Source organism: Flexilinea flocculi (genome assembly GCF_001192795.1).
Classification (GTDB): Bacteria; Chloroflexota; Anaerolineae; order Anaerolineales; family Anaerolineaceae; genus Flexilinea; species Flexilinea flocculi.
Map to the genome: position 1 here is coordinate 594,709 of NZ_DF968180.1, position 13,874 is coordinate 608,582.

The following is a 13,874-nucleotide window of genomic DNA, read 5'->3' on the forward strand; positions in this document are numbered from 1 at the left end:
TTATATAGCCCCATTTCGATCCACATCGTATGCAATTTACTGAGCAGATCGGAATGGGGCATTTTTAACTCAAAAACTCATTGAACATCCGAACGAACAGCGCGGACGACTCTACGATAGCGATAGGACTGGGAAGCCTTATCGAATTGCTGGCAGGTGATAAGCGTGAGCCAATCGCGATCTTCATGACGGGTCAGCAGGCGTGTATCATCCGGATCAACCAGCACACTGCTGTCGACTATATAGGGGTTGTTCCATATTATGCAAGTTGTGGAATAGCCCCATTTTTTCTTCCAAAATTAATGAAAATATTGAACTTGCACAGGATTAAAATCCAATCTAAAAATTGCGACAAAAAATCTCTTAGCCTTTTAGCTAAGTTCAGAACTACAAAATACAGAGCAATCATGACCTTGCATGTATGTTCAGTCTTTCCTTTGATACAATCCATTCCATAGAACCGTTTCCCTTCACCAAATTTGCCTTCAACAGCATTCCGTTTTCTGGAATCCATTTGGGCAATTTTTCTTTCCGCTTTCTCCTGATTGACCTGTTTTCTGCCAAGTTTTGGCCCACTCAGTCGTATTCCTAATTCAGCACATTTTCGCCGGTTTTCTTTTGTTCGATAGATTTGATCTGCCAGAACAGCTTCCGGATAATGCCCCGTGCGAAGTTTATACGCTTCTATCTGTGACCAAAGGTCTTCACTTTCATTGTAGGAATCGAATTGGACGCGATCCAAATATGAATACCCATCAATTACGCTGATCGATATCTTTGCTCCGAATTCTGTTTTATTTTTTGCTTTTCCCCGGACAATCGGACGAATGTATGGCTGTGAAATGCTGACAATCCGGTTTTCGACATTATGCTTTTTTGCGCGATACATTTCCTCCTGTTGTTGATATACCAGACGAGTTGTCTCCAATTCCCTTTTTTGTTTCTCACTCAATAATTCAATTAAACCCGGCTCTTTTTCCAGCATCTGATCGATAGTTTTGAAATTCCTCCTGACATAGCCGATTTGTGCTTTTATTGCATTTCGGATCGCTCTTTGACTTGGATTCCGGTTCTTTGCAAACATCAAATACTTTTTTCGGGCAGTTTTTCGATAAGTCCTTGGTTTCTTTTTCCGTTCGCTGCTTCCAGCATACATGATGTCGATGATTTTTTCCTGCTTTTCCCTTCCTTCATTCAATAGATCGGTATCTTTCGGATATCGTATATCGGAGGGTACGCAAGTTGCATCAATTATCAGTTCGCCCTTGTTGTCACCTTTTCTCTCATCATCGCTCTTTTTTCCAGCCGTATTTGAATTTTCTCCGGGACGTCCGATTTCCTCAATCAGTCCCATAATCATCCCCAGATCGATCCTGTCTCGCCATTTGCTCAACATACTGTAACTGAATGGCAGCTCAAATTCAAACCTTTCCAACCCGATAAAGTATTGTAAGTACGGACTTTCCACAATTGCTTCTATCGTTTTCCGATCTGACAAATCCATCATTCGCTGGATTATCAACGTCCCCAATCCCATTCTTACCGGATGCGCTGTGTGCCGGGATTTCTCAGAAAATTGTTTGGCATATTCTTTTTCAAAACTATCCCATGGGATGATTTCTGCTAATCTTACCCATCGGTTTTCCGGATTTAAATTCCGATCGAATTGATACCACTGAGCGGTTTTACACAAATCTTGCTGTTGATTCTTTCGCAGATACATCGGCTTTTCTTTCTGATTGATGCAAGGTTTTTTGGTTCTTTTTGCTTTTTTCCGTGCACTAATTGTATCAGAAAGATCCTTTTTTATCCAATTTTACTCGTAGTTTTATGCCATCCTTAACAAATATTTCCTTTAGGAACAACCCCNNTAGGGGTTGTTCCATATTATGCAAGTTGTGGAATAGCCCCATTTTTTCTTCCAAAATTAATGAAAATATTGAACTTGCACAGGATTAAAATCCAATCTAAAAATTGCGACAAAAAATCTCTTAGCCTTTTAGCTAAGTTCAGAACTACAAAATACAGAGCAATCATGACCTTGCATGTATGTTCAGTCTTTCCTTTGATACAATCCATTCCATAGAACCGTTTCCCTTCACCAAATTTGCCTTCAACAGCATTCCGTTTTCTGGAATCCATTTGGGCAATTTTTCTTTCCGCTTTCTCCTGATTGACCTGTTTTCTGCCAAGTTTTGGCCCACTCAGTCGTATTCCTAATTCAGCACATTTTCGCCGGTTTTCTTTTGTTCGATAGATTTGATCTGCCAGAACAGCTTCCGGATAATGCCCCGTGCGAAGTTTATACGCTTCTATCTGTGACCAAAGGTCTTCACTTTCATTGTAGGAATCGAATTGGACGCGATCCAAATATGAATACCCATCAATTACGCTGATCGATATCTTTGCTCCGAATTCTGTTTTATTTTTTGCTTTTCCCCGGACAATCGGACGAATGTATGGCTGTGAAATGCTGACAATCCGGTTTTCGACATTATGCTTTTTTGCGCGATACATTTCCTCCTGTTGTTGATATACCAGACGAGTTGTCTCCAATTCCCTTTTTTGTTTCTCACTCAATAATTCAATTAAACCCGGCTCTTTTTCCAGCATCTGATCGATAGTTTTGAAATTCCTCCTGACATAGCCGATTTGTGCTTTTATTGCATTTCGGATCGCTCTTTGACTTGGATTCCGGTTCTTTGCAAACATCAAATACTTTTTTCGGGCAGTTTTTCGATAAGTCCTTGGTTTCTTTTTCCGTTCGCTGCTTCCAGCATACATGATGTCGATGATTTTTTCCTGCTTTTCCCTTCCTTCATTCAATAGATCGGTATCTTTCGGATATCGTATATCGGAGGGTACGCAAGTTGCATCAATTATCAGTTCGCCCTTGTTGTCACCTTTTCTCTCATCATCGCTCTTTTTTCCAGCCGTATTTGAATTTTCTCCGGGACGTCCGATTTCCTCAATCAGTCCCATAATCATCCCCAGATCGATCCTGTCTCGCCATTTGCTCAACATACTGTAACTGAATGGCAGCTCAAATTCAAACCTTTCCAACCCGATAAAGTATTGTAAGTACGGACTTTCCACAATTGCTTCTATCGTTTTCCGATCTGACAAATCCATCATTCGCTGGATTATCAACGTCCCCAATCCCATTCTTACCGGATGCGCTGTGTGCCGGGATTTCTCAGAAAATTGTTTGGCATATTCTTTTTCAAAACTATCCCATGGGATGATTTCTGCTAATCTTACCCATCGGTTTTCCGGATTTAAATTCCGATCGAATTGATACCACTGAGCGGTTTTACACAAATCTTGCTGTTGATTCTTTCGCAGATACATCGGCTTTTCTTTCTGATTGATGCAAGGTTTTTTGGTTCTTTTTGCTTTTTTCCGTGCACTAATTGTATCAGAAAGATCCTTTTTTATCCAATTTTACTCGTAGTTTTATGCCATCCTTAACAAATATTTCCTTTAGGAACAACCCCTATATAAGTATAGCTTTGTCCATCCAGATGAATTATCAGAATATCCCCGTATTTCAGATTCTTTAGAGAGGCAAAAGGTCCGGGTAATCCATCCGCCTTATAGGCATGAGCTGTAAGTACCGTATTACCGTTCCAAGTCGGGTAAGCGGTTCCTTCGAGCCAGCCGATCTGATCCTGCAGCCAGGTAACATCCCAGCCATCAGCTGCCTGCGGGACACCGGTAATGTCCGCCTCGAGATTCAAGGAAGGAATCTGAAGCCAGAGATTACCAGAAGGATGATAGGCTTTGTCATCCGTTTGTTGGGGCAGGATTGTCAGCGCTCCGGGTCTGAAACCGGTCAAAGGATTGGATTCGACGGATTGATTTACCAAAACGCGGAAATTGATTGACGCATCCTTCCCGTAATTAATTGGATTTTTTGCCAGATAGACAATCGAGGTAGAGCCGCAAATGAAAAGGCGATAATATCCGTTAGGAAGCGATTTCCCTTCATTCAAAGCGATTGTTGCCACGAACGGACCATCCCCGCCATGGTTGTCATACGTAACAGTACCAGTCGGAATATGGATGTCATCACCAACCGGCGAATTCCCGTTATTGGCAAATGCGAGGCAGGAATTCGTGTTGTAGATATTGTCGGGGCCGGTTTGGAGTAATAAGTAATTGAAAGGATTGGTCACATCATCCGGATCCGTACCGTTACCGGAATTGCTGACATCTTCATCAAAAGTGACTTTGATTCCTGACAGGCTGGTGTCAATGGTGGAACCGTTGGTGAACAAAGAATTACCGTTGCCGATCGTGATGATGACGGTTTTTGGATCCTGGTGATCGATATAAAAGACGCGTTCGAAATTTGAACCGATCGGGAAACCGGAGCGGTCTTTCATGGAGCCGTCAATGGTCAGTTTATATTTTCCTTGTATCAACGGTATACCGCCATTAACCGACAGCGTGGCGACAAACGGTCCGAGATCACTGTGATTGTCATAAGTAACATGGTCAATGGAAATGTCGGCCAGATCATTGATTTTCAGATGATACAGAGATGGATTGAGCACATCAAAAGGATCCAGTGCAGAAATATGCTGCATATCTTTGGAAAAGACGGGCAGCAGTAAGGTGATTGAAACATTCGTGTGTTCATTTTCTGAGAGCTCGCTGTCACCCGTGTCGGCTATGCTTTCCACTTTGGAAATACCGGCAGATTCTTCAATCGATAGAGAAAAATTCTGGACTGCGGATGATAAAACATTGACAGCGCTGATATCGAATGTGTAAGTACCCAGCGTCGTCATCTCCGGTGTACCTTCCAGCGTAGCGGTTCCGTCGTGATGATCAATGAGAGTGATACCTGCAGGCAGTGTATCAGCCGCTGAGATAGTCGGGAATGGAAAGCCGCTTGTTGTGATGTTAAAGGTATTGGGGATTCCGACAATAAATGCGGCATGATCAGGGCTCGTAATGACCAGATCCATACCGAATACGATGGAGAATTGTTCTGCTGCAAGGTTTGAAAAACCGATGGCATCAACGGCGACAGCTGCTGGAATATCGAGGGTAACTGTCCCTTCGCTGCTCGGGATCAAATTGAAGGAATACGTGGAACTGTCCACTGCGAGGAAGCCGCTGATGGTACATGATATCGCTTTCCTCAAAACCGGTCACAGGTTCGCTGAATTGGACCGTGATCGGGATGGGATTGACATTGGTAGGGTCGGATTCAGTGGAGGAAATCAATACCGTTGGCGCGGTCGTATCGATCGTCCAGTTGATTTCGGCCGGGGATGGATCCACATTGCCGGCTGTATCCACAGCACGCACTTGAAAATTATGACTACCATCCGGCAGAGCGTTATATTCTTTAGGACTGGTGCAGACTGAAAAGGTGCTGCTATCGAGCATACATTCCAGGTTTTCAATTCCCGAACCGCCCGGATCATCCCCCTCGAATTCAAATACAGCATCGGTCGAAGTGGTCAGATTGGCGGGAGAACTGAGAATTGTCGTTTCCGGCAGCGATGTATCAATTTGCCAGGTGTAGGATTCCGGTGAATCATCGGTATTGCCGGCAGCATCGACGGAACGCACCTGGAAGGTATGATTGCCGTCGCCGAGGCTGCTGTAGGTCTTCGGGCTCGAACAACTTGAAAAAGGTTCCCCATCCAGACTGCATTCAAAACCGGCTATGCCCGAACCGTCCGAACCATCTGCACCGTCCGGATCCTCGCCGCTGAATGTGAAACTGGGACTGGCGCTGTTGTCGGGATTGCCCGGTTTGGCGATGATGCTTGTCGTCGGTTTTGTGGTGTCAATTCCGCTGATCGGATCGGACAGCTTGTAACTGATATTATTGACTGCATCGACTGCCTGATAACACACCCGGATGCCGTTATCTGTTTCGGCATTGAATGTCTGGCTGGCATAAACCGTGAAAGTCAAACTGCCATCGCAGGTTGTTCCGCGGGTATTGCTCATCTTTATCGTTCCATCCGATGTGGTGGCTGTAATGGTTTTGCTGACAGCTGCCGAAGAGCCCGGATGATGGATCGCAATCTCCGGCGGTGTGGTGTCTACCGTCCAATTAAATTCGGCGGGGGAAGAATCTGCATTGCCGACAGCGTCGACAGAACGCACTAAAAAGGTATGATTGCCGTCGCTAAGGCTGCTGTACGACTTTGGGCTCGAACAATCTGAAAAAGGTTCCCCATCCAGACTGCATTCGAAACCTGAAACGCCCGAACCGCCCGGATCAGCCCCCTCGAATTCAAATACAGCATCGGTCGAAGCGGTTGGATTGGCGGGAGAACTGAGAATTGTCGTTTCCGGCAGCGATGTATCAATTTGCCAGGTGTAGGATTCCGGTGAATCATCGGTATTGCCGGCAGCATCGACGGAACGCACCTGGAAGGTATGATTGCCGTCGCCGAGGCTGCTGTAGGTCTTCGGGCTCGAACAACTTGAAAAAGGTTCCCCATCCAGACTGCATTCAAAACCGGCTATGCCCGAACCGTCCGAACCATCTGTACCGTCCGGATCCTCGCCGCTGAATGTGAAACTGGGACTGGCGCTGTTGTCGGGATTGCCCGGTTTGGCGATGATGCTTGTCGTCGGTTTTGTGGTGTCAATTCCGCTGATCGGATCGGACAACTTGTAACTGATATTATTGACTGTATCGACCGCTTGATAACACACCCGGATGCCGTTATCTGTTTCGGCATTGAATGTCTGGCTGGCATAAGCCGTGAAAATCAAACTGCCATCGCAGGTTGTTCCGCGGGTATTGCTCATCTTTATCGTTCCATCCGATGTGGTGGCTGTAATGGTTTTGCTGACAGCTGCCGAAGAGCCCGGATGATGGATCGTAATCTCCGGCGGTGTGGTGTCGATCACAATGGCATTGTTTCCAGCCAGTGAGCCGGTGCCTGCATTCCAGGGCAGATTCAGAATGGCATCATTTCCGTGATAATCTCGGATGGTTCCTCCATTCGTACTCAGCGCAGTCATACCGGCATAGTCCAAATCAGAGGTATTATCACCCGCCTGAACGGTATATGTGCAGATCAAACGGATGTGTTCATTGCTGATACAATCGATTACACGATTCATGGAATCCATTTTCAACGTCAGCTGAGGTGTTCCATCCACGTTGTGGGATTCGTCAAACATAATAACAATCCCTATGCTGCTTCCAACGCCATATGTACCATCAGGTTTGCCTGTATCGACGTCGGTCACAGACGGACTGACCAGATCCAATGTGTATGCATCTCCCCCCAATGTCGGATTGCTCAGCTTCGGAGTCAGACCGTTATCATTGACTAATCCTAATCTTAAAGAACCGGTCCCGGAACCGGTGGAGGCTGTCACGATCCAATTGGTCCCAGAACCGCTGACACCGGTAATAGCAGCTCCGCTGATTCCGAAAGATACGAGAGTGAAGTTGGAAGCACTGAGACCGGTTACATTGTTTTCAAATACGACATTCCAGCGAACCGAAGCTGCATTGGTGTCGTCGGGATCTGCGCGTAAGATGGAAACAACGGAAGTCAAAGTGGTAAATTCCAAAACGCCACCGTAGCTGGTGCCGGCAGCATTGGTTGCGTAGGCTTGAAAATAATAATGTGTGGCAGAGCTCAAAGGAGAAATGCTTTCTGAAAAATCACCGCTCAAATCGATATTTGCATTCTGAATGACATCCATTCCTCCAATAGTAGGAGTAGCGTTGGAGGATGAATAAACCACGCCGGTTTCTGTAATTGGTGATCCGCCGTCGCTGGTCACGTTTCCGCCCAATGTTGCGACTGTTTTTGTAACGGACGAAGCGGCAGCGGTTGTGACAGTCGGTACCGAAATCCCGCTGCCCTGAATGCTGAAATTGAAGGGATTTTTGCTGTCGTCATCGTTGGCGATACTGACAGTGGCTGATCGATTTCCAGTTGCGGTTGGTTTAAAGGTAATTTTGAAGGTAGTTGTTCCGCCGCCCGCCGCTATGTTACTGGCAGGTAATTGTGTCAGTGTAAAATCTTCTGTGTCGCCAGTGAGGCTGACGTAGGGAGAGCTGCCGGTCAGAGTCAGACTGGCTGATCCATTGTTGGCTATGGTGAAAGTGTGCTCGATTGGATCACCTGCGATGTTGACACTGCCGAAATCGGTATCATCGCTTTCAGAAGGTTCGATATCGCCATTTGTAATTTGCATTGCATTGCCGGAGACGCTCATATTGGGAACAGCCGTCCCGGTTCCCTGGATAGTAAAAGTATACGGATTTTCGTCCCCGTCATCATTGGCAATACTGATCACAGCGGATTTGAGACCGGTTGAAGCGGGATTGAAGGTAATCTCAAAAGTTGTAGAACTGTTGCCGGCGATACTGCTCGAGGGATTTTGCGTCAGTGAGAAATCTGCTGTGGCGCCGCTGATAGCCACAAACGGACTTGATCCGGTTAAAGAAAGCGCCTCTGCGCCGTTATTTTGAATGGTGAAAGTGTGCACCACGCTGCCGGAAGCGATATCGACGCTGCCAAAATCGGTATGGTCGCTGGCAGCTGGAGATGTATCCCCATTGAGAATTGTTACGCCATTGCCGGTGATATTCATCTCCCGGATAAGGATGATAGTAATTGTTCCACTGGAAAGCGGCGCATTGGTAAATCCTGAAGCGATTGCGCCTCCGCTGAAAGTCAGATTGGATACGGATCCGATCGTCAGTGCAATGCTGCCGGAAGCGGAAGTACTCAGATCCGCAGTCACGAAGTAATACGAACCAGCGGTAGAAATTGTGGAACTGAATCCGGAAAACGTTACGGAAGCGTTGTCGCTCTGACTGTTTAACAGCGTATCGCTGCTGGCATTGAAAGTTGCGTCGGTTGAGCTCCACAGTTTCAAATTTGTGATACCGGAGCGCGTTCCGGTTGTGCTGATCGTGACTGAGGTTAACGAGGCTCCTGGGAAATCCGCTTGTAAAGAAAATCCACCGATCGGCTGATTGGTTGTTCCGGCTGTCGGACTGACAGGAGTATAGGAAGCACCATTTGTGAAGGTAATTTGTGAATTTGTGACATCATTCGTGATAGTGATAGAGATTGGGCCATAATATGTTGTTTCGATCCAAGAATCCGGATCTAAATTTTCTGGATTATCTGGTTCAGTAGAACCATAATAATAATATTTTACATGCTTATCATCAATATTATCTTGAACGATATCTGAGAATAACCATAGCAAGTAATCCGGATAATCGCTATGTGATCCTAAAAATAAATAGAGATTTTTTGAAGTGTGTTTTTATACAGGATAACCATGCCAAGTGTATCCTTGATCGAAATACGTACCCGACGAATCTGGATCATTTTCAATCACTACGAATTTATTAATGTATGATTGGGCTTGAGTGAATACAGAAAAAAAAGGTGAAAAAAACAGTATGATAATAAGAATGGTAACAGGAATTATTCGTTTCAATTGTTCTCCATTTTTCCATTTTGGTCAAAAATAAAAAATTTTATTGGAATTAAACGTTTTTTCTTAATGTATTAAAAGGAGGACTTTCAAAAGTTTTTCAACTAATGGTCTTATGGCGAATTTCCTGACAGCAAAAATTTTCTAAAATTACTCTCAACGTATCGGATGATTATCATGTTTTAATTCTCATAAAGAATCGTCAGTATAATCTCTTTACGAGTTTTCTGCAAATTGCTGAATTTATTCCGATGAAACTTCTGTAATGTATCCAGGGAATTGCGAAACTCAACAGACTTTTTTAACCCATAATTAAACGATTTACGGGCTATCACCCTGATCATCTAATTGGATTTCCATTTATATGAAAATATTTCAAAATACATAGGTTTTTATCGATTTCAAAGATAAAAACCTATGTATAAACCATTTTATTCTAATGATTTTGAAAATCAAGTCAGCCCCAGGATCTCAGACCTGACAAAAAGTTGTGCTGAAAATTCGGAAGCTCCTATGCGATTCCAACTGCATCGTTGAACGATTGAATCAGGCGGTCAATTTCATCCCGTTGAGCCTGGATTTCTGTCCAGTATTCGCGGTCATACCACTGTGCGTTCAGCTCCTCTGAAGTTCTGCCCTGCTGTTCAATCCATGTGTAGTACTTCAGGTTGTGGATGCGTTTGCGGTCTTCGTAGGTCAATTCCTTCATGGAAGACGTATTTTCGCCCATCAGATAGCGGCCGAAATTAAAGGCAGCATCGTCTCGAGTAAAAGGTCCGAATTGTGCGGTGTATTCATCCAGACGGGTTCCATAGAGTTCCATGGAATCCGTGAAAATGGTCATCACCACATCCTCATGAGTCAGTTCCTGATATTTCGCGAATTTGATCGCAGAAAGCATATTGGCGATACCGGAGAAACCCATCAGATGGAGCTGGTCGACAATTGCTGCAGGAACACCTTTATCCATCAGATACTTCTTCCCTTCCGGTTCGTTGAACAAACGGCAAAGATGAACCACGGCGTTGTCATCAATCGAAGTGACATAATCAGTGTTGCGGACGTTGTGAATCCAGGGGACGTGTTTGTCGCCGATGCCTTCGATGCGGTGTGCGCCGAAGCCATTGTTCAGCAGGGTCGGGCATTGCAGCGCTTCACTGGCGATAATTTTGGAATCCGGATAATACTGTTTCAGCAAATCACCACAGGCGATCGTTCCGCCGGATCCAGTATTGGAGCTTAACCCGGCCAACCGGTCATTCTTCCCCAAAACCTTCTCCAGGATTTCTTTCATCGCATTGCCGGTAACGTGATAATGCCATAAATAATTGCCGAGTTCATCAAACTGGTTGAAAATCATCAGTTGCTGCCCTGATTTGCGAAGTTCCCAGCATTTATCAAAGATCTCTTTGACATTGGATTCTGTCCCGGGTGTTGCAATGATTTCATCGGCAACATTTTCAAGCCAGGCAAAACGTTCGCGGCTCATGCCTTCCGGCAGGATTGCGATGGACTGGCATGCTAGCAGCGCTGAATCATAGGCTCCGCCGCGGCAATAATTGCCGGTGGATGGCCAGACCGCTTTTTCTACTGTCGGATCAAATTGGCCGGTGACGAGACGCGGAACCAGGCAGGCAAACGCTGCTCCGACTTTGTGGGCGCCGGTCGGGAACCATTTCCCGACGACTGCAATGATCCGTGCGTCCACACCCGTTAGGCTGGAGGGGAGTTCAATATAATTCACATCTCCGTAGTCGCCACCTTTTTCGACGGGCTCATTCTTCCAGGTGATGCGGAATAAATTCCGCGGGTGGATGTCCCACAATCCGATGCTTTTCAGCTCCTTCCGAATTTTGTCCGGTACGAGAGATGGATTCATCTGCTGTGCAAAGGTGGGAATGATGATATTTCGTTCCCGTGCGCGATGAATCGCATTCTCAAGACGTTCTTCATGAATCGTTAAATCTATCCTTGCCATTTGACCCTCTTTATGATTTATATTTTTTTATTTGATGCTGAATTATTCAACTCCGTTGTTGTGATGATTTTAAGCTTTGCGCAAAATCATCACTGCAACCAACAATCCTTCTAATACCATGTGTCGCTTCAGTTCATTGTTAATGAAAAGCCAGATTCTTTAATTTATGCTTTTTCTTCCTCATCAAAAATGGTTTTCGAAATTTCACGGATCACATAAAGCGGACGATTTTTTACCTCATCATAGATTCTGCCGAGGTATTCGCCCAGAATTCCCAGACAGATGAGCTGCACACCGCCGAGAAACAGTGTGGAGATCAGGGTTGTCGTCTGTCCCATTAATTCTCTGCCGGTTGTCAGACGGATCAATATAACCACCGGAATGAGAAGGATGCTGAGTCCGGCCACAATAAAGCCCAGGTACATCGCAATTTGAAGCGGAACATACGAAAATCCTGTGATGGCATTCCAAGCCAGGCGGACCATCTTTTTCAGTGGATATTTGGTGGATCCGGCATACCGTGAAGCCCGATTATATGGAACGCCAATCTGTTTGTAGCCGATCCATGCCGACATACCCCGCAGAAAACGATGCTTTTCACGCATGGTGTTCATAACACTCAGAACTTTACGGTCGATGAGACGAAAATCCCCCGTATCGATCGGGATTTTAACATCCGTGATTTTATAAATTAACCGGTAAAACATAGCTGCCGTTTTTGTTTTAAACCATGTTTCGCCTTCTCTGTTTTCCCGGACTGCATAAACTACTTCATAGCCCTCTTTCCATTTTTGGATCAGCTCTGTGATGACTTCCGGGGGATCCTGCAAATCCGCATCGATGATGATCACGGCATCCCCAAGCGCATGATCCATACCGGCTGTCACTGCAATCTGGTGTCCGAAATTGCGGGCAAAATGAATCACACGGATTCTGTTGTCCAGCCTGGCCAATTCATCCATTTTTTCCGGCGATCCGTCAGTTGAACCGTCATTCACCAGAATCAGCTCCCAGTTTTCTCCAGTTTGATCCATTACAGCAGTCATTCTGGAATACAGCGGTTCCAGACACTCCATTTCATTGAATACAGGAACAATCACCGAGTATTTTGGTTTCATAAGCACGCTCCCATCGATTTCAAATTTTGAAAGATCGCAGATTCTTCCAGGGCTTTCAAATTCGGTTCGATAACCAGCGCTTCTCCGGCGGCTTCCATGGCGGAACGAATGTCTTTTAATCCGCTGCCGGTATTAACCACAAGGACTTCATCCTGCGTACCGATCAGACCTTGTTCTGCAGCCTGCAGCATTCCGATGTACGCTGTTGCACCGGCCGGTTCAGCAAAAATTCCCAATTTCCCCAGCGCAGAAATTCCTGCATAAATTGATTCATCCGGGACGGCAATATAAGCGCCTTTGGTTTCGAATGCAGCACGAACAGCGCGGACTCCGTCTCGCGGAAGATCGACCGAAATACTATCAGCAAATGTCGATGCACTGACCGGTTGAATCTTTTCCGTTCCGTTGGACCAGGCACGGTAGACTGCGGCAGACTTTTCGGATTGAACGCCAAAAATTCTGGGCATCTGCTCGATCCATCCCAGACGGAGCAGGTCTTTGAAACCTTTATGAATTCCGGAGATAATATTTCCATCTCCGACGGATACAAAGAGGTTGAACGGACGATCGGGAAGCACTCGCTTTGGAAAAACCTGCTCCCAGATTTCAAAAGCAGCCGTCTTCTTTCCTTCTGCCGTAAATGCATTGTAACCGGTGTTTCGGCAATACCAGCCATATTTTATGGACGCATCCACAGAAAGATCAAATGCCTGGTCATAATTTCCGTCCACGAGAATGACTTTGGCTCCGAAGATCAGCAATTGCGCAATTTTTGCAGGAGGTGCTGATTTCGGCGCAAAGATGATTGCCTGCCAACCTGCAGCTGCTGCCATGCCTGCCAGCGCTGCGCCTGCGTTTCCTGTGGATGCAGTCGCTATGATCGGGGCTTTAATCTCCTTTGCGCGCGCAATCAGGATTGCACTGGCACGGTCTTTGAACGATGCAGTCGGATTGCGTCCTTCATCCTTTATCCAAAGGTTGCGGATTCCAATCTGCTGCGCAATGGATGGGGCATGGTAAACCGGTGTCCATCCCGCGGTATGGAGAGCCGTTTGCTGATACCCCGGGTCATTTACCGGAAGCAGCGGGAGATATCGCCAGAGCGATGGTTCGCGTGACGCAAAGAGATCTTCCGGTTGAACGGATGCGCGAATCCGTTGGTAATCCAGGATTACATCCAAATTTCCTGCGTCTGCATCGCATACATACCCCTGGTAAGACGCATCAAACGTTTTTCCGCATAATGAACATTGATAGCCTAAAAAATTATTCATAACTTCCTTTTTGCAGCCAACGATTTGAAATATTCGTCAGTCTTT

Annotated in this window: 8 protein-coding genes; all 8 read right to left on the minus strand. The window is 45.7% G+C overall.

The genetic code is table 11. The annotated features are described in order from the left end of the window. Window positions 1-77: 77 nt before the first annotated feature. The 8 genes from ATC1_RS15160 to thrC all read right to left on the minus strand — a co-directional run bounded on the left by ATC1_RS15160 (window position 78) and on the right by thrC (window position 13,829). On the minus strand, window positions 78-263 hold the full coding sequence (locus ATC1_RS15160; RefSeq protein WP_082174663.1) for a sortase domain-containing protein: 186 nt from the start codon (window positions 261-263) through the stop codon (window positions 78-80). Next, window positions 260-1,723 carry an IS5 family transposase gene (locus tag ATC1_RS04715; protein WP_062277905.1) on the minus strand — a complete coding sequence of 488 codons (1,464 nt, stop codon included), beginning with the start codon at window positions 1,721-1,723 and terminating at the stop codon, window positions 260-262. The genes ATC1_RS15160 and ATC1_RS04715 overlap by 4 nt, the downstream gene beginning before the upstream one ends. A 164-nt stretch (window positions 1,724-1,887) precedes the next feature. Then, window positions 1,888-3,351 carry an IS5 family transposase gene (locus ATC1_RS04720; protein ID WP_062277905.1) on the minus strand — a complete coding sequence of 488 codons (1,464 nt, stop codon included), beginning with the start codon at window positions 3,349-3,351 and terminating at the stop codon, window positions 1,888-1,890. A 116-nt stretch (window positions 3,352-3,467) separates the two neighbouring features. Continuing rightward, window positions 3,468-5,114 (minus strand): sortase domain-containing protein, encoded by a 1,647-nt coding sequence (locus tag ATC1_RS04725; RefSeq protein WP_062278846.1) that lies wholly within the window; start codon window positions 5,112-5,114, stop codon window positions 3,468-3,470. Next, window positions 5,029-9,225, minus strand: coding sequence for a choice-of-anchor D domain-containing protein (locus ATC1_RS04730; RefSeq protein WP_062278848.1), 4,197 nt, complete (start codon window positions 9,223-9,225; stop codon window positions 5,029-5,031). Before ATC1_RS04730 ends, ATC1_RS04725 begins: the two co-directional genes overlap by 86 nt. A gap of 745 nt (window positions 9,226-9,970) precedes the next feature. Beyond that, the gene (locus ATC1_RS04735; protein ID WP_062278850.1) at window positions 9,971-11,437 is read right to left on the minus strand and encodes a pyridoxal-phosphate dependent enzyme; all 1,467 of its coding nucleotides are present in this window, start codon (window positions 11,435-11,437) and stop codon (window positions 9,971-9,973) included. Between the two features lie 164 nt (window positions 11,438-11,601). Beyond that, window positions 11,602-12,555 carry a glycosyltransferase family 2 protein gene (locus ATC1_RS04740; RefSeq protein WP_062278851.1) on the minus strand — a complete coding sequence of 318 codons (954 nt, stop codon included), beginning with the start codon at window positions 12,553-12,555 and terminating at the stop codon, window positions 11,602-11,604. Continuing rightward, entirely contained in the window at window positions 12,552-13,829 is a 1,278-nt protein-coding gene (gene thrC / locus ATC1_RS04745) for a threonine synthase (protein ID WP_062278853.1), read from the minus strand. Before thrC ends, ATC1_RS04740 begins: the two co-directional genes overlap by 4 nt. Window positions 13,830-13,874 lie beyond the last annotated feature (45 nt).